At 55.9% G+C, this 18,557-nt stretch carries 30 protein-coding genes; 29 read left to right on the top strand and 1 reads right to left on the bottom strand.

What is annotated here, in order from left to right; translation table 11 throughout:
• Nucleotides 1-7 precede the first annotated feature (7 nt).
• From rplD to bfr, 27 genes are all read left to right on the top strand, one after another.
• A complete protein-coding gene (gene rplD / locus IFT99_RS15300) occupies nucleotides 8-610 on the top strand; it encodes a 50S ribosomal protein L4 (protein WP_037017717.1) in 603 nt (200 codons plus the stop codon).
• Nucleotides 607-906 carry a 50S ribosomal protein L23 gene (gene rplW / locus IFT99_RS15305; RefSeq protein WP_065988457.1) on the top strand — a complete coding sequence of 100 codons (300 nt, stop codon included), beginning with the start codon at nucleotides 607-609 and terminating at the stop codon, nucleotides 904-906. The genes rplD and rplW overlap by 4 nt, the downstream gene beginning before the upstream one ends.
• A gap of 14 nt (nucleotides 907-920) precedes the next feature.
• Nucleotides 921-1,745, top strand: coding sequence for a 50S ribosomal protein L2 (gene rplB, locus IFT99_RS15310; protein WP_003176423.1), 825 nt, complete (start codon nucleotides 921-923; stop codon nucleotides 1,743-1,745).
• 16 nt (nucleotides 1,746-1,761) lie between these two features.
• On the top strand, nucleotides 1,762-2,037 hold the full coding sequence (gene rpsS, locus IFT99_RS15315; protein WP_002555486.1) for a 30S ribosomal protein S19: 276 nt from the start codon (nucleotides 1,762-1,764) through the stop codon (nucleotides 2,035-2,037).
• Nucleotides 2,038-2,050: 13 nt separating this feature from the next.
• Complete coding sequence (rplV, locus tag IFT99_RS15320; RefSeq protein ID WP_003103908.1) at nucleotides 2,051-2,383, top strand: 50S ribosomal protein L22; 333 nt, start codon at nucleotides 2,051-2,053, stop codon at nucleotides 2,381-2,383.
• A gap of 13 nt (nucleotides 2,384-2,396) precedes the next feature.
• Entirely contained in the window at nucleotides 2,397-3,083 is a 687-nt protein-coding gene (rpsC, locus tag IFT99_RS15325; protein ID WP_003176422.1) for a 30S ribosomal protein S3, read from the top strand.
• Nucleotides 3,084-3,095: 12 nt separating this feature from the next.
• Complete coding sequence (gene rplP / locus IFT99_RS15330) at nucleotides 3,096-3,509, top strand: 50S ribosomal protein L16 (RefSeq protein WP_003186052.1); 414 nt, start codon at nucleotides 3,096-3,098, stop codon at nucleotides 3,507-3,509.
• Nucleotides 3,509-3,700, top strand: a complete 192-nt coding sequence (gene rpmC, locus IFT99_RS15335) for a 50S ribosomal protein L29 (protein WP_002555481.1) — start codon at nucleotides 3,509-3,511, stop codon at nucleotides 3,698-3,700. The genes rplP and rpmC overlap by 1 nt, the downstream gene beginning before the upstream one ends.
• Nucleotides 3,701-3,702: 2 nt before the next feature.
• Nucleotides 3,703-3,969 (top strand): 30S ribosomal protein S17, encoded by a 267-nt coding sequence (rpsQ, locus tag IFT99_RS15340; protein WP_003194644.1) that lies wholly within the window; start codon nucleotides 3,703-3,705, stop codon nucleotides 3,967-3,969.
• 23 nt (nucleotides 3,970-3,992) lie between these two features.
• Nucleotides 3,993-4,361 carry a 50S ribosomal protein L14 gene (gene rplN, locus IFT99_RS15345; RefSeq protein ID WP_002555479.1) on the top strand — a complete coding sequence of 123 codons (369 nt, stop codon included), beginning with the start codon at nucleotides 3,993-3,995 and terminating at the stop codon, nucleotides 4,359-4,361.
• Between the two features lie 11 nt (nucleotides 4,362-4,372).
• Nucleotides 4,373-4,687 carry a 50S ribosomal protein L24 gene (gene rplX, locus IFT99_RS15350; RefSeq protein ID WP_002555478.1) on the top strand — a complete coding sequence of 105 codons (315 nt, stop codon included), beginning with the start codon at nucleotides 4,373-4,375 and terminating at the stop codon, nucleotides 4,685-4,687.
• A gap of 20 nt (nucleotides 4,688-4,707) precedes the next feature.
• A complete protein-coding gene (gene rplE, locus IFT99_RS15355) occupies nucleotides 4,708-5,247 on the top strand; it encodes a 50S ribosomal protein L5 (RefSeq protein ID WP_037017720.1) in 540 nt (179 codons plus the stop codon).
• A 13-nt stretch (nucleotides 5,248-5,260) separates the two neighbouring features.
• Complete coding sequence (gene rpsN / locus IFT99_RS15360) at nucleotides 5,261-5,566, top strand: 30S ribosomal protein S14 (protein ID WP_003186042.1); 306 nt, start codon at nucleotides 5,261-5,263, stop codon at nucleotides 5,564-5,566.
• Between the two features lie 214 nt (nucleotides 5,567-5,780).
• Nucleotides 5,781-6,173, top strand: a complete 393-nt coding sequence (rpsH, locus tag IFT99_RS15365) for a 30S ribosomal protein S8 (protein WP_037017722.1) — start codon at nucleotides 5,781-5,783, stop codon at nucleotides 6,171-6,173.
• A 12-nt stretch (nucleotides 6,174-6,185) separates the two neighbouring features.
• The gene (gene rplF / locus IFT99_RS15370; protein WP_122536825.1) at nucleotides 6,186-6,719 is read left to right on the top strand and encodes a 50S ribosomal protein L6; all 534 of its coding nucleotides are present in this window, start codon (nucleotides 6,186-6,188) and stop codon (nucleotides 6,717-6,719) included.
• A gap of 10 nt (nucleotides 6,720-6,729) precedes the next feature.
• The gene (rplR, locus tag IFT99_RS15375) at nucleotides 6,730-7,080 is read left to right on the top strand and encodes a 50S ribosomal protein L18 (RefSeq protein WP_037017727.1); all 351 of its coding nucleotides are present in this window, start codon (nucleotides 6,730-6,732) and stop codon (nucleotides 7,078-7,080) included.
• A gap of 3 nt (nucleotides 7,081-7,083) precedes the next feature.
• On the top strand, nucleotides 7,084-7,584 hold the full coding sequence (rpsE, locus tag IFT99_RS15380; protein ID WP_037017729.1) for a 30S ribosomal protein S5: 501 nt from the start codon (nucleotides 7,084-7,086) through the stop codon (nucleotides 7,582-7,584).
• A gap of 2 nt (nucleotides 7,585-7,586) precedes the next feature.
• Nucleotides 7,587-7,763, top strand: coding sequence for a 50S ribosomal protein L30 (rpmD, locus tag IFT99_RS15385; protein ID WP_028621547.1), 177 nt, complete (start codon nucleotides 7,587-7,589; stop codon nucleotides 7,761-7,763).
• Between the two features lie 3 nt (nucleotides 7,764-7,766).
• A complete protein-coding gene (gene rplO / locus IFT99_RS15390) occupies nucleotides 7,767-8,198 on the top strand; it encodes a 50S ribosomal protein L15 (RefSeq protein WP_037017733.1) in 432 nt (143 codons plus the stop codon).
• Entirely contained in the window at nucleotides 8,199-9,530 is a 1,332-nt protein-coding gene (gene secY / locus IFT99_RS15395; protein ID WP_065988454.1) for a preprotein translocase subunit SecY, read from the top strand. It abuts the gene before it with no gap.
• A 28-nt stretch (nucleotides 9,531-9,558) separates the two neighbouring features.
• Complete coding sequence (gene rpmJ, locus IFT99_RS15400; RefSeq protein WP_002555468.1) at nucleotides 9,559-9,675, top strand: 50S ribosomal protein L36; 117 nt, start codon at nucleotides 9,559-9,561, stop codon at nucleotides 9,673-9,675.
• 131 nt (nucleotides 9,676-9,806) lie between these two features.
• Entirely contained in the window at nucleotides 9,807-10,163 is a 357-nt protein-coding gene (gene rpsM / locus IFT99_RS15405; protein ID WP_037017739.1) for a 30S ribosomal protein S13, read from the top strand.
• Nucleotides 10,164-10,193: 30 nt separating this feature from the next.
• A complete protein-coding gene (gene rpsK, locus IFT99_RS15410; RefSeq protein ID WP_002555466.1) occupies nucleotides 10,194-10,583 on the top strand; it encodes a 30S ribosomal protein S11 in 390 nt (129 codons plus the stop codon).
• 18 nt (nucleotides 10,584-10,601) lie between these two features.
• Complete coding sequence (rpsD, locus tag IFT99_RS15415; protein WP_037017742.1) at nucleotides 10,602-11,222, top strand: 30S ribosomal protein S4; 621 nt, start codon at nucleotides 10,602-10,604, stop codon at nucleotides 11,220-11,222.
• A 22-nt stretch (nucleotides 11,223-11,244) separates the two neighbouring features.
• Nucleotides 11,245-12,246: a DNA-directed RNA polymerase subunit alpha gene (locus IFT99_RS15420; protein ID WP_007970428.1), complete on the top strand. Its 1,002-nt coding sequence runs from the start codon at nucleotides 11,245-11,247 to the stop codon at nucleotides 12,244-12,246.
• A gap of 42 nt (nucleotides 12,247-12,288) precedes the next feature.
• Nucleotides 12,289-12,675: a 50S ribosomal protein L17 gene (gene rplQ, locus IFT99_RS15425; RefSeq protein ID WP_065988453.1), complete on the top strand. Its 387-nt coding sequence runs from the start codon at nucleotides 12,289-12,291 to the stop codon at nucleotides 12,673-12,675.
• A 252-nt stretch (nucleotides 12,676-12,927) separates the two neighbouring features.
• Nucleotides 12,928-13,392: a bacterioferritin gene (bfr, locus tag IFT99_RS15430; RefSeq protein WP_192133303.1), complete on the top strand. Its 465-nt coding sequence runs from the start codon at nucleotides 12,928-12,930 to the stop codon at nucleotides 13,390-13,392.
• 72 nt (nucleotides 13,393-13,464) lie between these two features.
• On the opposite strand, the gene uvrA is transcribed toward bfr, so the two are convergent.
• The gene (uvrA, locus tag IFT99_RS15435; RefSeq protein ID WP_192133305.1) at nucleotides 13,465-16,299 is read right to left on the bottom strand and encodes an excinuclease ABC subunit UvrA; all 2,835 of its coding nucleotides are present in this window, start codon (nucleotides 16,297-16,299) and stop codon (nucleotides 13,465-13,467) included.
• Nucleotides 16,300-16,488: 189 nt separating this feature from the next.
• On the opposite strand from uvrA, the gene IFT99_RS15440 reads away from it, so the two are divergent.
• Together IFT99_RS15440 and IFT99_RS15445 are read left to right on the top strand one after the other, a co-directional pair.
• Nucleotides 16,489-17,883, top strand: coding sequence for an MFS transporter (locus IFT99_RS15440; protein WP_065988450.1), 1,395 nt, complete (start codon nucleotides 16,489-16,491; stop codon nucleotides 17,881-17,883).
• Nucleotides 17,884-17,892: 9 nt separating this feature from the next.
• Nucleotides 17,893-18,432, top strand: a complete 540-nt coding sequence (locus tag IFT99_RS15445; RefSeq protein ID WP_037017756.1) for a single-stranded DNA-binding protein — start codon at nucleotides 17,893-17,895, stop codon at nucleotides 18,430-18,432.
• The last annotated feature ends 125 nt before the right edge of the window (nucleotides 18,433-18,557 follow it).

Here is an 18,557-nt window from a genome sequence, read left to right on the forward strand (position 1 = left end):
AGCTGACATGCAATTAAATGTAAATGACGCCCAAGCGATCGAAGTTTCCGAACTGACATTTGGCGGCGAATTCAACGAGACGCTGGTTCACCAGGCAGTCGTGGCCTACATGGCTGGCGGTCGTCAGGGCAGCAAGCAGCAAAAGACCCGTTCTGACGTATCCGGTGGCGGTAAGCGCCCTTGGCGTCAAAAGGGTACTGGCCGTGCTCGTGCCGGTACTATCCGTAGCCCGATCTGGCGCGGCGGCGGTACCACTTTCGCAGCACGTCCTCAGGATCATTCTCAGAAGCTCAACAAGAAGATGTATCGCGCTGCACTGCGCTCCATCCTTGCTGAACTGGTTCGCACTGATCGTCTGGTCGTGGTTCAGGATTTCGCTGTTGAATCGCCGAAAACCAAAGATCTGCTGGGCAAACTGAACGACATGAGCCTGACCGACGTTTTGATCGTGTCGGACGCTGTTGATCAGAACCTGTACCTGGCTGCTCGTAACCTGCCGCACGTTGATGTGCGTGATGTTCAAGGTTCCGATCCAGTTAGTCTGATCGCATACGACAAAGTGTTGATCACTGTGTCGGCCGTGAAGAAATTCGAGGAGCTGCTGGGATGAACCAGGAACGCGTATTTAAAGTTCTGCTTGGCCCGCACGTTTCCGAGAAGGCTACGGTTCTGGCAGACAAAAAAGGTCAGTTCGTTTTCAAGGTTGCTACTGATGCAACCAAGCTGGAAATCAAGAAGGCCGTCGAAAGCCTGTTCAGCGTGAAAGTAGAGCGTGTCACTACCCTGAATGTTATGGGTAAGACCAAGCGCACTGCTCGCGGTCTGGGCAAGCGTAATGACTGGAAGAAGGCAGTTATCTCCCTTCAGCCAGGCCAAGATCTCGATTTCAGCAGCAGTGCTGAGTAAGGAAGGGGTGCATCATGGCAATCGTTAAATGCAAACCGACTTCCCCTGGCCGCCGTTTTGTGGTCAAGGTGGTCAACCAGGAGCTGCACAAAGGCGCTCCTCACGCACCGCTGCTCGAGAAAAAATCGAAGACTGGTGGTCGTAACAACAATGGCCGCATCACTACTCGTCACATCGGTGGTGGTCATAAGCAGCATTATCGTCTGGTCGATTTCCGTCGCAACGACAAGGATGGCATTTCTGCCACCGTCGAGCGTATTGAATACGATCCAAACCGTACTGCTCACATCGCACTGCTGCTGTACGCAGACGGCGAGCGTCGTTACATCATCGCGCCTAAAGGCGTGAGTGCTGGCGACCAGCTGATCGCAGGCGCTCTGGCTCCAATCAAGCCAGGCAACGCTCTGCAGCTGCGCAACATTCCAGTGGGTTCTACCGTTCACGGCATCGAATTGAAGCCGGGTAAAGGTGCCCAGATCGCTCGTTCCGCTGGTGCATCTGCACAGCTGATCGCTCGTGAAGGTGTCTACGTGACCCTGCGTCTTCGCTCCGGTGAGATGCGTAAAGTTCTGGCTGAATGCCGTGCGACTCTGGGCGAGGTCTCGAACTCCGAGCACAGCCTGCGTTCGCTGGGTAAAGCTGGTGCCAAACGCTGGCGTGGCGTTCGCCCAACCGTTCGTGGTGTTGCCATGAACCCGGTTGACCACCCACATGGTGGTGGTGAAGGTCGTACCTCTGGTGGTCGTCATCCGGTATCGCCGTGGGGCTTCCCGACTAAGGGCGCGAAGACTCGTGGTAATAAGCGTACCGACAAAATGATCGTCCGTCGTCGCAAGTAAATAGAGGGATACGACAGTGCCACGTTCTCTGAAAAAAGGTCCTTTTATTGATCTTCACCTACTGAAGAAGATCGAAGTGGCGGCGGAAAAGAACGATCGCAAACCAGTTAAGACCTGGTCGCGCCGTTCTATGATCCTGCCACAAATGGTCGGTTTGACCATTGCTGTGCATAACGGTCGTCAGCATGTTCCTGTTCTCGTGAACGAAGACATGGTCGGCCACAAACTAGGCGAGTTTGCCGGTACCCGCACTTATCGTGGGCACGTGGCAGACAAGAAAGCCAAGCGTTAAGGGGTAAGGAACGATGGAAGTAGCCGCTAAGTTGTCGGGCGCTCGAATCTCCGCCCAGAAAGCCCGCTTGGTCGCCGACCAGATCCGCGGGAAGAAGGTGGGCGAAGCGCTCAACCTGTTGGCTTTCAGCAGTAAGAAAGCCGCCGAGATCATGAAGAAAGTGCTGGAGTCGGCCGTAGCCAACGCCGAGCATAACGAAGGCGCAGACGTTGATGACCTTAAGGTCTCCACCGTTTTCGTCAACGAAGGGCGTTCGCTGAAGCGAATCATGCCACGTGCCAAAGGCCGTGCTGATCGCATCGTCAAGCGGTCTTGCCATATCACTGTCAAGGTTGCTGACAAGTAACGGAGTCGAAGAGATGGGTCAGAAAGTACATCCCATTGGCATTCGCCTGGGAATCGTCAAGGAGCACACCTCCGTCTGGTACGCAGACGGTCGGACTTATGCGGACTATTTGTTCGCTGATCTGAAGGTGCGAGAGTATCTCCAAGACAAACTAAAAAGCGCGTCCGTAAGCCGTATCGATATCCATCGTCCGGCGCAGACTGCACGCATCACCATCCACACCGCTCGTCCAGGTATCGTTATCGGGAAGAAAGGTGAAGATGTTGAGAAGCTGCGTCAGGACCTGACCAAGCAAATGGGTGTGCCTGTGCACATCAATATCGAAGAGATCCGGAAGCCGGAACTCGACGGTATGCTGGTTGCGCAGAGCGTAGCTCAGCAGCTGGAGCGTCGTGTAATGTTCCGTCGCGCTATGAAGCGCGCAGTGCAGAACGCCATGCGCATTGGTGCCAAAGGCATCAAAATCCAAGTGAGCGGTCGTCTCGGCGGTGCTGAAATTGCACGTACTGAATGGTATCGCGAAGGTCGTGTGCCTTTGCACACCCTGCGTGCCGACATCGACTATGCCAACTACGAAGCTCACACCACTTATGGTGTGATCGGTGTAAAGGTTTGGATCTTCAAAGGCGAAGTAATTGGTGGTCGCCAAGAAGAGCTGAAGCCGCAAGCACCAGCGCCTCGTAAAAAAGCTGCTAAGTAAGGGGTACGCCAAATGTTGCAACCTAAGCGTACGAAGTTCCGCAAGCAGATGACCGGCCACAACCGTGGTCTGGCACTGCGCGGTAGCAAAGTCAGCTTCGGCGAGTTCGCGCTGAAGTCTGTTGCTCGTGGTCGTCTCACCGCTCGTCAGATCGAGTCAGCGCGTCGCGCACTGACCCGTCACGTTAAACGTGGCGGCAAGATCTGGATCCGTGTATTCCCGGACAAGCCTGTTACCAAAAAGCCCCTCGAAGTTCGGATGGGTAAAGGTAAGGGTAACGTGGAGTACTGGGTTGCCCAGATTCAGCCAGGCAAAGTCCTGTATGAAATCGAGGGTGTTTCCGAAGAGTTGGCGCGTGAGGCTTTCGCCCTGGCTGCTGCAAAGCTGCCGCTCGCCACCTCCTTTGTTAAGCGGACGGTGATGTGATGAAAGCGAATGAACTTCGTGAAAAATCAGCACAGCAACTGAACGAGCAACTGCTCGGCTTGCTGCGCGACCAGTTCAATCTGCGCATGCAGAAAGCAACTGGCCAGTTGGGGCAGTCTCACCTGCTCTCGCAAGTTAAGCGTGACATCGCTCGCGTGAAGACTGTGCTCAACCAGCAGGCAGGTAAGTAATCATGGCTGAAGCCGAAAAAACCGTCCGTACGCTGACTGGCCGTGTCGTCAGCGACAAGATGGACAAGACCATCACCGTACTGATCGAGCGTCGCGTCAAGCACCCAATCTACGGTAAATACGTTAAGCGTTCGACTAAGCTGCACGCGCACGACGAAACCAATCAGTGCCACATCGGCGACAAGGTCACTATTCGTGAAACTCGTCCGATGGCCAAGACTAAATCTTGGGCGCTGGTTGATGTTCTCGAACGCGCTGTGGAAGTCTAAGGGCTAGGGGTCGGAGAAATTATATGATTCAGACTCAATCCATGCTCGATGTGGCCGATAACAGCGGCGCACGCCGCGTTATGTGCATCAAGGTGCTTGGTGGCTCTCATCGTCGTTACGCTGGTATCGGTGACATCATCAAAGTTACCGTCAAGGAAGCAATTCCGCGCGGTAAGGTGAAGAAAGGCCAAGTGATGACTGCCGTAGTAGTCCGCACTCGCCACGGTGTTCGTCGCGCAGACGGCTCCATCATCCGCTTTGATGGCAACGCTGCTGTTCTGTTGAACAACAAGCAAGAGCCGATCGGCACCCGTATCTTTGGGCCAGTGACCCGTGAACTTCGTACTGAGAAGTTCATGAAGATCGTCTCGCTCGCCCCAGAAGTGCTGTAAGGAGATCCGACATGCAAAAGATTCGTCGTGACGACGAGATCATCGTGATCGCCGGCAAAGACAAAGGTAAGCGCGGTAAGGTGCTCAAGGTTCTCGCTGACGACCGTCTGGTCGTTGGTGGGATCAACCTGGTGAAGCGTCATACCAAGCCAAACCCGATGTCGGGCGTACAGGGCGGTATCGTCGAGAAAGAAGCGCCACTGCACGCTTCTAACGTCGCCATTTTCAACGGCGCAACCAACAAAGCTGATCGCGTTGGTTTCAAAGTTGAAGACGGCAAGAAAATTCGTGTCTTCAAGTCGACCCAAAAAGCGGTTGATGCTTGAACACTGCTAGGTAGAAGACCATGGCACGACTAAAAGAGATTTACTGGAAAGAAATAGCACCGAAGCTTAAGGAAGAACTTAAGCTTTCGAACGTGATGGAAGTTCCACGCGTTACCAAGATCACCCTGAACATGGGTCTGGGCGAAGCGATCGGTGACAAGAAAGTCATCGAGCACGCTGTTGCAGACCTGGAAAAAATCACCGGCCAAAAAGTCGTTGTGACTTACGCTCGCAAATCTATCGCAGGCTTTAAAGTCCGTGAAGGTTGGCCGATCGGTGTCAAAGTGACTCTGCGCCGTGAGCGTATGTATGAATTCCTGGATCGTCTGCTGTCGATCTCCCTGCCTCGGGTCCGCGACTTCCGCGGCCTGAATGCCAAGTCCTTCGATGGTCGTGGTAACTACAGCATGGGCGTTAAAGAGCAGATCATTTTCCCGGAAATCGACTACGACAAGATTGATGCCCTGCGCGGTCTGGACATTACCCTGACCACCACTGCTCGTACGGACGAAGAAGGTCGCGCATTGCTGCGTGCTTTCAAGTTCCCGTTCCGCAACTGATTGGAGTAGGACCATGGCCAAGAAGAGCATGAAAAACCGTGAGCTGAAGCGTCAGCTCACCGTTGCCAAGTACGCTACCAAGCGTGCTGCGCTGAAAGCGATCATCGTGGATCTGAACGCAAGTCCAGAAGCACGTTGGGAAGCAACGGTCGCACTGCAGAAGCAACCACGTGACGCAAGTGCCTCGCGCATGCGTAACCGTTGCCGCCTGACAGGTCGTCCGCACGGCGTATATCGCAAGTTCGGCCTCGGCCGTAACATGCTGCGCCAAGCAGCAATGCGTGGCGACGTACCAGGTCTGGTTAAAGCCAGCTGGTAAGCAGCTATTCTCGCACTGCGTCCATCGTGATCACCATGAACCGATGGGCGTAGAGCCTGAATTTGAATCAAGCCCCTTTTGGGGCTTGATTCATTTCTGGGGTGCGCCTAGAATTGCCGGCTCGCCAGAGCCCGTGCTTGCACGTGCCCGAAATTTTAAGGCGATAGGTTGTAGCCGTAAGGCTCATTTTTTTTGTATCAGGAGCGTCTAGCCCATGAGTATGCAGGACCCGTTAGCGGACATGCTAACTCGTATCCGTAATGCCCAGATGGCTGAAAAGCCCGTCGTAAGCATGCCATCCTCCACGTTGAAGGTGGCTGTAGCCAAAGTCCTGAAGGACGAAGGTTACATTGCGGGTTATCAGATCAGCAGCGAAACCAAGCCGTTGCTATCCATCGAGCTGAAGTACTTCGAAGGCCGTCCGGTCATCGAAGAAGTGAAGCGCGTTAGCCGTCCAGGCCTGCGTCAGTACAAGTCCGTCGATGAGTTGCCAAAAGTTCGTGGCGGCCTCGGTGTGTCTATCGTCTCCACCAACAAAGGTGTGATGACGGATCGTGCTGCGCGCGCTGCCGGTGTCGGCGGCGAAGTGCTTTGCACTGTGTTCTAAGGGGGGATAAGCATGTCACGCGTAGCTAAGAACCCCGTTAAGTTGCCAGCAGGCGTCGAAGTTAAACTCGTCGGCCAGCAGCTTTCGGTGAAGGGTGCCAAGGGCACTCTAGACCTGAACATTCATTCGGCCGTTGAAATTGTTGAAGAAGCCGGTGAGTTGCGTTTTGCTGCTCGCAATGGCGATCAACAAACTCGCGCAATGGCTGGTACCACTCGTGCGTTGGTAAACAACATGGTCCAAGGCGTAAGCCAAGGCTTTGAGCGCAAGCTCCAGCTGGTCGGTGTTGGTTACAAAGCGCAAGCAAAAGGCACGGTGCTGAACCTGGCCCTTGGCTTCTCGCACCCAGTGGACTACGAATTGCCGGAAGGCATCACCGCTGAGACTCCCAACCAAACCGATATCGTCATCCGCGGTATCGACAAGCAGTTGGTTGGTCAAGTGGCCGCTGAGATCCGCGACTTCCGCCGTCCAGAGCCGTACAAAGGCAAAGGCGTGCGTTACGCGGACGAAGTCGTCCGTCGTAAAGAAGCCAAGAAGAAGTAGGGCATAGCAAATGACCGTCAAAAAAGTTACCCGACTGCGTCGCGCTCGCAAAGCACGCCTGAAAATGCACGAACTCGAAGTCGTGCGTCTCTGCGTGTACCGCTCTTCGCAGCACATTTATGCCCAGGTCATCTCGGCCGACGGCAGCAAAGTCTTGGCAAACGCCTCGACTTTGGACAAAGAACTGCGTGATGGCGCCACTGGCAACATCGACGCGGCCACTAAAGTTGGCCAGCTGATCGCTGAGCGTGCGAAAGCCGCCGGTGTATCGCAAGTGGCTTTTGATCGTTCTGGCTTCAAGTACCACGGTCGCGTTAAGGCGCTGGCTGATGCTGCTCGTGAAGGCGGGCTGGAGTTCTAAGTTATGTCAAATAACGACCAAAAACGCGACGAAGGCTACATCGAGAAGCTGGTACAGGTTAATCGCGTAGCAAAAACCGTTAAAGGCGGCCGTATCTTCACTTTCACCGCGTTGACCGTGGTTGGTGATGGTAAAGGGCGCGTTGGCTTCGGCCGTGGCAAGTCACGTGAAGTGCCTGCCGCGATCCAGAAGGCAATGGAAGCTGCTCGCCGCAACATGATCCAAGTTGATCTGAACGGCACCACGCTGCAGTACGCCATCAAGTCCGCTCATGGGGCTTCCAAGGTTTACATGCAGCCTGCGTCGGAAGGTACTGGCATCATCGCTGGCGGTGCAATGCGCGCCGTTCTCGAAGTTGCCGGCGTCCACAACGTTCTGGCCAAGTGCTACGGTTCGACCAACCCGGTCAACGTTGTTCACGCAACGTTCAAGGGTTTGAAAACCATGCAGTCCCCTGAGTCCATCGCTGCCAAACGCGGCCTGAACGTCCAGGAGATCTTCTGATCATGGCTACCGTTAAAGTAACGCTGATCAAAAGCATGACCGGCCGCATCCCTAACCACAAATTGTGCGTTAAGGGTTTGGGCCTGCGTCGCATCGGTCACACTGTAGAAGTCGTTGATACCCCGGAAAACCGTGGGATGATCAACAAGGCTTACTACATGCTGCGAGTCGAGGGTTAATCGATGAAACTCAATGATCTGAGTCCAGCGCCGGGTTCCCGTCGCGAAAAGCATCGTCCGGGCCGTGGTATCGGTAGTGGTTTGGGTAAGACCGGTGGCCGTGGCCACAAGGGTCAGACCTCCCGCTCCGGTGGCACCATCGCTCCGGGCTTCGAAGGCGGCCAACAGCCGTTGCATCGTCGTCTGCCTAAGTTCGGCTTCGTCTCTTTGAAGGCTATGGATCGTGCAGAAGTTCGCACCTCCGAGCTGGCTAAAGTTGAAGGCGTCGTCACTGTGCAGTCCCTGAAGGATGCCAACGTGATCAACCAAAACGTGCAGCGTGTGAAAATCATGCTGTCCGGTGAGGTTACTCGCGCGGTCACCCTCAAAGGTATCGCAGCCACCAAAGGTGCGCGTGCGGCTATCGAAGCAGCTGGCGGCAAGTTCGAGGAATAAATGGCTAAGCAAGGTGCTCTCTCAGCGCTCGGCAAAAGCGGCGGGTTGTCCGAACTCTGGGCTCGTCTGCGTTTCCTTTTCCTGGCGATTATCGTCTATCGGATCGGTGCGCATATCCCAGTTCCAGGTATCAACCCTGACCGGCTGGCGGACCTGTTTCGACAGAATGAGGGGACCATTCTTAGCTTGTTCAACATGTTTTCCGGCGGTGCGTTGGAGCGCATGAGCATTTTCGCACTGGGGATCATGCCGTATATATCGGCCTCGATCATCATGCAGCTCATGACCGCCGTCAGCCCGCAGCTGGAGCAGTTGAAGAAGGAAGGTGAGGCTGGTCGTCGTAAGATCAGCCAGTACACCCGCTATGGCACCGTCGTCCTGGCCCTGGTTCAAGCCATCGGCATGTCCATTGGCTTGGCCGGGCAGGGCGTTGCGTTCTCAGCAGATATCGGCTTCCACTTCGTTGCAGTCACCACGTTTGTTGCTGGTGCGCTGTTCATGATGTGGCTGGGCGAGCAGATCACTGAGCGCGGTGTTGGCAACGGTATCTCGATGTTGATTTTTTCGGGTATCGTCGCCGGTCTTCCGAGAGCGATCGGGCAGTCTTTCGAGTCTGCACGTCAAGGTGATATCAATATCTTCGCTTTGGTCGCCATCGGTTTGCTGGCAGTAGCGATCATCGGTTTCGTGGTGTTCATCGAGCGTGGTCAGCGTCGTATTGCTGTTCACTACGCCAAGCGTCAGCAGGGCCGTAAGGTCTTTGCTGCGCAGACGAGCCACTTGCCGTTGAAAGTGAACATGGCGGGTGTTATTCCTGCCATCTTCGCGAGCAGCATCTTGCTGTTTCCGGCTTCGCTGGGTGCCTGGTTCGGTCAGTCTGAGGGTATGGGCTGGTTGCAGGACATCTCGCAGTCGATCGCACCTGGTCAGCCGTTGAATATTCTGCTGTTTAGTGCAGGGATTATTTTCTTCTGCTTCTTCTATACGGCGTTGATGTTCAATCCGAAAGACGTAGCGGAAAACCTGAAGAAGTCCGGTGCCTTTATTCCGGGCATTCGTCCTGGTGAGCAGTCGGCGCGCTATATTGATGGCGTTCTGACTCGTCTGACCATGTTCGGTGCTCTCTATATGATGGCCGTATGTCTGCTCCCACAGTTTCTCGTGGTCGCTGCAAACGTGCCGTTTTACCTTGGCGGGACCTCGTTGCTGATCGTGGTCGTGGTTGTGATGGACTTCATGTCCCAAGTGCAATCGCACCTCGTTTCGCACCAGTATGAATCCCTGATGAAGAAAGCCAACCTGAAGGGCTACGGCAGCGGCATGCTGCGCTGAAGCACCCATAAGGTTCGAGGAGTTGGTGATGAAAGTTCGTGCATCGGTGAAAAAGCTGTGCCGCAACTGCAAGATTATTCGCCGCGAAGGTGTTGTTCGAGTAATTTGCAGCGCGGAACCACGTCACAAGCAGCGCCAAGGCTAAATGTGATCTGTGCTAAAAGCCCAGCAGCTAGTGCGCTGCTGGGTTGATTATTTGTTATTACAGCGATATTATCTCGCGCCCTATTTCTTGGCTTCCGGGGCGTAGGTAGCTGTCAATTGGAGTCCCACTGAATGGCCCGTATTGCAGGCGTTAACATTCCAGATAACAAGCATACTGTTATCTCGCTGACCTACATCTATGGTGTTGGTCGCACAACTGCACACAAAATCTGTGCTACTACCGGGGTTAACCCGGCGGTGAAGATCAAAGATCTGAGCGACGAGCAGATTGAACAGCTGCGTGGCGAAGTCGCGAAGTTCACCACTGAAGGTGATCTGCGTCGCGAAATCAACATGAAAATCAAGCGCTTGATGGACCTCGGTTGCTATCGCGGTCTGCGTCATCGTCGTGGTCTTCCAGTGCGCGGTCAGCGTACCAAGACTAACGCGCGTACCCGTAAAGGTCCGCGTAAGCCGATCCGCAAGTAATCGCCCCAGCGAATCGACAGGAATTAAATCATGGCAAAACCTGCTGCTCGTCCTCGTAAAAAAGTTAAAAAGACAGTGGTTGATGGCATCGCCCACATCCATGCATCTTTTAACAACACAATCGTGACCATCACCGACCGTCAAGGTAACGCTCTTTCCTGGGCAACCTCCGGTGGTTCGGGTTTCCGCGGTTCTCGCAAGTCCACGCCGTTCGCTGCTCAAGTAGCTGCTGAACGTGCTGGTCAAGCTGCGCTGGAATACGGCCTGAAAAACCTCGACGTCAACGTCAAAGGTCCAGGTCCAGGTCGTGAATCTGCTGTCCGTGCTTTGAACGGCTGCGGCTACAAGATCGCCAGCATCACCGACGTGACGCCAATCCCGCATAACGGGTGCCGTCCGCCGAAGAAGCGCCGCGTGTAATCCAGGAGATTGTAAAGAATGGCTCGTTACATTGGTCCAAAATGCAAACTCGCTCGTCGCGAAGGCACCGATCTCTTTCTGAAGAGCGGCGTGCGCGCGATCGAATCGAAGTGCAACATCGAAGCAGCACCTGGTATCCACGGCCAACGCCGCGGTCGCCAGTCCGACTACGGCACTCAACTGCGTGAAAAGCAGAAAGTCCGTCGTATTTATGGCGTTCTCGAGCGTCAGTTCAGCGGCTACTACAAAGAAGCTGCCGGCAAGAAAGGCGCAACTGGTGAGAACCTGCTGCAACTGCTCGAATGCCGTCTGGACAACGTTGTATACCGCATGGGCTTTGGTTCGACTCGTGCCGAATCGCGTCAGCTGGTATCGCACAAGTCGGTCAGCGTAAACGGCAAAACCGTTAACGTTCCGTCCTACCAGGTCCGTGCTGGTGACGTAGTGGCAATTCGTGAAAAAGCGAAGAACCAACTGCGTATTGTCCAGGCTCTCGATCTGTGTGCCCAACGTGGCCGCGTAGAATGGGTAGAAGTAGACACTGAGAAAAAATCTGGCGTCTTCAAAAGCGTTCCAGCTCGCAGTGATCTGTCCGCCGACATCAACGAAAGCCTGATTGTCGAGCTCTACTCCAAGTAAGGGCTAGAAAATAGGTGCATCCATGCAGATTTCGGTAAATGAGTTCCTGACACCCCGCCACATTGATGTGCAGGTTGTCAGTCCGACCCGCGCCAAAATAACCCTCGAGCCTCTCGAGCGTGGTTTCGGCCATACCCTGGGCAACGCGCTGCGCCGCATCCTGTTGTCCTCCATGCCCGGCTGTGCAGTAGTCGAGGCCGAGATTGACGGTGTGCTCCATGAGTACAGCGCCATCGAAGGTGTACAGGAAGATGTCATTGAAATCCTGTTGAACCTTAAAGGTCTGGCTATCAAGCTGCACGGTCGAGACGAAGTTACGCTGACCTTGTCGAAGAAGGGTTCGGGGGTGGTTACCGCTGCCGATATTCAGCTGGATCATGATGTCGAGATCGTTAACCCCGATCACGTAATCGCTAACCTGGCGTCTAACGGCGCCCTGAACATGAAGCTCGTTGTAGCTCGTGGTCGCGGTTATGAACCAGCAGACTCGCGTCAGAGCGATGAAGACGAAAGCCGCAGCATTGGTCGCTTGCAGCTCGACTCTTCGTTCAGCCCGGTCCGTCGCATTGCATACGTGGTCGAAAACGCCCGTGTCGAGCAACGTACCAACCTGGACAAGCTGGTTATTGATCTGGAAACCAACGGTACTCTGGATCCTGAAGAGGCTATCCGTCGTGCAGCAACCATCCTGCAACAGCAGTTGGCTGCGTTCGTCGACCTCAAAGGTGACAGTGAACCCGTTGTAGTCGAACAGGAAGACGAGATCGATCCGATCCTGCTTCGTCCGGTTGACGATTTGGAACTGACCGTACGTTCGGCCAACTGCCTTAAGGCGGAGAACATTTACTACATCGGCGACCTGATTCAGCGCACCGAAGTAGAACTGTTGAAGACTCCGAACCTGGGCAAGAAATCCTTGACCGAGATCAAGGACGTTCTGGCTTCTCGTGGTCTCTCCCTCGGCATGCGCCTCGACAACTGGCCGCCTGCAAGTCTTAAGAAGGACGACAAGGCGACTGCCTGATCGTCGTAATCACCGAACGTAGTGTTTGGTAAGGAATGAACCATGCGTCATCGTAAAAGTGGACGTCACCTGAGCCGTACCAGCTCTCACCGCAAGGCCATGTTCCAGAACATGGCGGTGTCGCTGTTCGAGCACGAGCTGATCAAAACTACCCTGCCGAAAGCCAAAGAACTGCGTCGCGTTGCTGAGCCGCTGATCACCTTGGCCAAGATTGACAGCGTTGCTAACCGTCGTCTGGCATTTGACCGTACCCGTTCGAAAGAAATGGTCGGCAAACTGTTCAACGATCTGGGCAAGCGTTATGCAACTCGTGAGGGTGGCTACCTGCGCATCCTCAAGTGCGGCTTCCGCGCTGGCGACAACGCGCCAATGGCGTACGTCGAACTGGTTGATCGTCCTGTCGGTGGTTCTGTAGAAACCGCTGAATAAGACATCAGTCATTACAAAGAACCGGGCCCAGTGCCCGGTTTTTTGTTGCCTGCGATAATCGTCCCCTGGTAACCGGATTGTCTCGAATATGGGGTGACTCTAAGTGATAATCGGAACCCTCCTCATTTCCCGCCCTTTTCGGTACCAAATGGCCGAATTTCGCAGTATTTCTGACTTTATTTGCTATCCCATAGGGTGACCAACCAGTCTGGTTGGTTCAAACTAACGCCTTTCACGAGGAGATGGACGGCGATGCAAGGCCACCCGGATGTAATTGATTACCTCAACACGCTGCTGACTGGCGAACTGGCTGCGCGCGACCAGTATTTTGTCCACTCGCGGATGTACGAAGATTGGGGTTTCAGCAAGCTGTACGAACGTATCAATCACGAGATGGAAGAAGAGGCTCAGCACGCTGATGCGTTGATGCGCCGGATTCTGATGCTCGAAGGCACCCCACGCATGCGTCCGGACGACCTGGATGTGGGTACTACGGTCCCCGAGATGCTCGCCAGCGATCTTCGTCTGGAATACAAGGTCCGAGCCGCGCTGTGCAAAGGTATTGCGCTCTGTGAGCAGCACAGGGATTACGTCAGCCGTGACATCCTCCGCATTCAGCTCGCCGACACGGAAGAAGACCATACCTACTGGCTTGAAAAGCAGCTGGGCCTGATCAAATCCATCGGCCTTGAGAATTACCTTCAGTCGCAGTGCTGAGGACTGAAAAGCTCGCTACAAAAAAGCCCCTGCCGCAGATCGCGACAGGGGCTTTTTATTAAGAGCATGCGATTAGGCGCGATCGCGCTCCAGGAGCGGCTTCAGATAGTGGCCGGTGTAGGACTGTTTCATGTCCGCCACCTGCTCGGGCGTACCGGTAGCGATGATCTGTCCGCCTTTCGAACCGCCTTCCGGGCCCAGGTCGACCAGCCAGTCCGCGGTCTTGATCACGTCCAGGTTATGCTCGATCACGACGACCGTATTGCCGTGATCTCGCAGGCGATGCAGGACGTCCAGCAATTGCTGGATATCCGCGAAATGCAGACCCGTGGTGGGCTCATCGAGGATGTATAGCGTCTTGCCGGTGTCACGCTTGGACAGCTCGCGAGACAGCTTCACACGCTGGGCTTCGCCACCGGAAAGCGTGGTCGCCGACTGACCCAGCTTGATATAGGAAAGACCCACATCCATCAGCGTCTGCAACTTCCGGGCGAGAGCAGGTACGGCGTCAAAGAACGTCCGCGCCTCTTCGATCGTCATCTCCAGTACTTCGTGGACGTTTTTGCCCTTGTACTTGACCTCAAGCGTCTCACGGTTGTATCGCTTGCTCTTGCACACATCGCAAGGGACGTAGATGTCAGGCAGGAAATGCATCTCGACCTTGATCAGGCCGTCACCCTGACACGCTTCGCAGCGACCCCCTTTCACGTTGAAGGAGAATCGGCCAGGCCCGTAACCCCGTGACCTTGATTCAGGCACGCCCGCGAATAACTCACGGATGGGTGTAAACAGCCCGGTGTACGTCGCAGGGTTCGACCGTGGTGTACGCCCGATTGGGCTCTGGTCAATGTCGACGACTTTATCCAGGTGCTGCAGGCCGTCCATGCTGTCGTGTGCCGAAGCCTCAAGCGTCGTTGCACCATTGAGTGCGGTGGCGCTGAGAGGGAACAGCGTGTTGTTGATCAGCGTCGACTTGCCCGAGCCCGATACACCGGTCACGCAGGTCAGCAGGCCGATTGGAATTTCCAGATCGACGTTGCGCAGGTTGTTGCCGCGCGCGCCTTTGAGTTTGAGCGACAGCTTTTTATTACGCGGCGTGCGCTTGGCAGGCACAGCGATCTTCACCCGGCCCGACAGGTACTTACCCGTCAACGAGTCCGGATGATCCATCACTTCCTGCGGCGTGCCTTCCGCGACGATCTTGCCGCCATGCACGCCTGCGCCCGGACCGATGTCGACTACGTAGTCGGCCAGTCGGATGGCGTCCTCGTCGTGCTCAACCACGATCACCGTGTTGCCGATGTCTCGCAGGTGTCGCAACGTCTCCAGCAGACGATCGTTATCGCGCTGATGCAAGCCGATTGATGGCTCATCGAGGATGTACATGACGCCGACCAGGCCGGCACCGATCTGACTGGCCAGACGAATCCGCTGCGCCTCACCGCCAGAGAGCGTATCGGCGCTACGGTCCAGTGTCAGATAGTCCAGCCCGACATTAACGAGGAACTGCAGGCGCTCGCGAATCTCTTTGAGAATCTTGTCAGCGATTTCACCGCGGCGGCCTGTCAGCTTCAACTCGCCAAAATAATTGGTAGCGTCGCCAATAGGCATGTTGGTCACGGCGGGAAGTGTCTTCTCGCCGACCCACACGTGACGCGCTTCACGGCGCAACCGCGTGCCACGGCACTCGGGGCAGGGCTGGGTGCTGAGAAATTTCGCCAGCTCCTCGCGGACTGTGGTCGATTCGGTTTCCCGGTAACGGCGCTCCAGATTGGGAACGATGCCTTCGAACGGGTGCGCACGTTTGACGATGTCGCCACGGTCGTTCAAGTAACGGAAGTCGACGCTGTCCTTGCCACTGCCGCCCAGCAAGACCTTCTGCAGATCGGCAGGGAGCTCCTTGAACGGCACCTCGAGGCTGAAGCGGTAATGCTTGGCCAGCGAGCCGAGCATTTGGAAGTAGTAGACGTTACGCCTGTCCCAGCCACGGATCGCGCCTTCTGCCAGCGTGAGTTCGCCATTGACCAGCCGCTTGGTGTCAAAGAATTGCTTCACGCCCAGGCCGTCGCAGGTTGGGCATGCGCCGGCAGGATTGTTGAACGAGAACAGCTTTGGCTCCAGCTCACTGATCGCATGACCGCAGATCGGACAGGCGAAGCGCGCGGAGAAAATGATCTCTTCGCCTGGCTCATCGTCCATCGGCGCGACCAGCGCAATGCCATCTGCCAGCTTCAGCGCGGTTTCAAAGGATTCGGCCAAACGCTGTTGCAGGTCTGAGCGTACCTTGAAGCGGTCAACCACGACGTCGATCGAATGCTTTTTCTGCTTGTCGAGCTTCGGCAGCTCGTCCAGCTCGCACAGACGGCCGTTGACCCGGGCACGTACGAAACCCTGAGCGCGGAGCTCTTCGAAAACCGCCAGGTGCTCGCCTTTACGCTCCCGAACCACGGGAGCAAGCAGCATCAGTTTCGCGCCTTCGGGTTGTGCCAGCACCAGATCGACCATCTGGCTGACGGTCTGCGCCTCCAGAGGAATGTCGTGATCCGGGCAGCGCGGCTGGCCCACTCGTGCATAGAGAAGGCGCAGGTAGTCGTAGATTTCGGTGATGGTGCCCACGGTCGAGCGCGGGTTGTGGGACGTAGACTTCTGCTCGATGGAAATGGCCGGGGAGAGGCCTTCAATCGTGTCGACGTCCGGCTTCTCCATCATCGACAGAAACTGACGCGCGTAGGCGGACAGCGATTCAACATAGCGGCGCTGGCCCTCGGCGTAGAGCGTATCGAACGCCAGGGACGATTTTCCTGAGCCGGACAATCCGGTGATGACGATCAGCTTGTCGCGTGGAAGGGTCAGGTCGATGTTCTTCAGGTTGTGGGTTCGAGCCCCACGAATCAAGATCTTGTCCAAAGCTGGCCTCGCACGGCGGGCGTGTAAAACGTGGAAGTATACGGGGAAATACTGGATGGATACACACTATTGAAGGGCGTGCCGCCTCACTCGGAAAAAAGAATATTCCTGCGATGCGCGGCAAACCGTCGTATGTGCTCTAAACGATGGGACTGGTAGAATCGCCGCCGGTTCATACGAGGTTTCTTCATGCACGATTCTCACAGCGAGCGCATGAGCGGCAGCGAAACCCGCGCGGCGGGCGGTCTGGCGCTGGTGTTCGCCTTCCGTATGCTTGGCATGTTCATGGTGCTCCCCGTACTCGCCACTTACGGGATGGACCTGGCCGGCGCGAGCCCGGCACTCATCGGTCTGGCGATCGGCGCTTATGGCCTGACACAGGCGGTGTTGCAGATTCCGTTTGGCATTATCTCCGATCGCATCGGCCGTCGCCCCGTCATCTATTTAGGGCTGATCGTGTTTGCGCTCGGCAGCGTGCTGGCCGCCCAGTCCACCTCGATCTGGGGTGTGATCGCCGGTCGGATCCTGCAAGGCGCGGGTGCTATCTCCGCGGCGGTCATGGCGTTGCTGTCCGATCTGACCCGCGAGCAGCATCGCACCAAAGCCATGGCGATGATCGGCATGACGATCGGCGTGTCGTTCGCCGTTGCGATGGTGGTCGGCCCCATTCTGACCAGTGCGTTCGGATTATCCGGACTTTTTCTGGCGACCGGCGCGATGGCGCTGGTGGGCGTTGCGATCGTTGCCTTCGTCGTGCCCAAGTCCACGGTGACCCTGCAGCACCGGGAATCCGGTCTGGCACGACAGGCATTGGGCGCGACGCTTCGTCATCCCGACCTGTTGCGTCTGGACTTGGGTATATTCGCGTTGCACGCCATGCTGATGTCCAGTTTCGTTGCATTGCCGCTGGCGCTGGTCGAAAAAGCCGGCCTGCCCAAGGAACAGCACTGGTGGGTGTATCTCACAGCGCTGCTGATTTCTTTCTTCGCGATGATCCCTTTCATCATCTACGGCGAAAAGAAGCGTCAGATGAAGCGGGTTTTGCTGGGCGCCGTGCTGGTGCTGATGCTCACTGAGCTATTCTTCTGGGAGTTCGGAGACACGCTGCGGGCGCTGGTCATCGGCACTGTGGTCTTTTTCACCGCATTCAATTTGCTCGAAGCGTCGCTGCCGTCGCTGATCAGCAAAGTGTCTCCGGCGGGCGGGAAGGGCACGGCGATGGGGATTTACTCCACCAGTCAGTTCCTGGGTTCGGCGGCGGGGGGCATCCTCGGCGGGTGGCTTTTCCAGCACGGCGGACTGGATGTGGTGTTCCTCGGCGGCGCCGGGCTGGCCGCCATCTGGCTGGCGTTTGCTGTTACCATGCGCGAACCTCCCTACGTAACCAGCCTTCGCTTGCCGTTGTCGCCCGAGGCTCAACGCGACACAGGCCTTGCCGATCGCGTGTTGGCCGTACGCGGAGTAACAGATGCAGTAGTGGTCGCCGATGAGGCTGCCATCTATATCAAATTTGACAAAGAACTGTTGGATCGGGCGTCTTTCGACGAAGTGGTCAATCCAGCGTCGGAAACGTGTGAAGCCTAGGAGAACGTTATGGCCCGTGGGGTTAACAAAGTCATATTGGTCGGCACATGCGGCCAGGATCCCGAAGTCCGCTACATGCCTAACGGTAATGCCGTGACCAACCTGAGTCTGGCAACAAGCGAACAGTGGACTGACAAGCAAACCGGTCAGAAGGTCGAGAAGACCGAGTGGCACCGTGTTTCGATGTTCGGCAAGGTCGCCGAAATCGCCGGCGAGTACCTGCGCAAGGGTTCGCAGGTTTACATCGAAGGCAAGCTGCAGACCCGCGAATGGGAAAAAGACGGCATCAAGCGTTACACGACTGAAATCGTCGTCGACATGCAAGGCACCATGCAATTGCTCGGTGGCCGTCCTCAAGGCGACGGCGCTCCACAGGGCCAGGGTGGTGGCGGTTATCAGAACTCCCAGAACTCGGCACCGCGTCCGCAGCAGCAGGCACGCCCGCAGCAATCCGCTCCTCAGCCACAGCGTGAATCACGCCCTGCGCCGCAACAAGCGCCGCAGCCAGCGCCTGATTTCGACAGCTTCGATGACGACATTCCTTTCTAGGATGGACGTTTTATCAAAACGTAAAGAATTACTATTAAAGCCCTGATTAGTCAGGGTTTTTTAATTAAACATTATTTGTTCTTGACGGCGTCAAAAAAAGCTACTTAGCTACCTTGATCGGATTG

It is taken from the genome of Pseudomonas sp. CFBP 8772 (assembly GCF_014841665.1).
GTDB classification, from domain to species: Bacteria; Pseudomonadota; Gammaproteobacteria; order Pseudomonadales; family Pseudomonadaceae; genus Aquipseudomonas; species Aquipseudomonas graminis_B.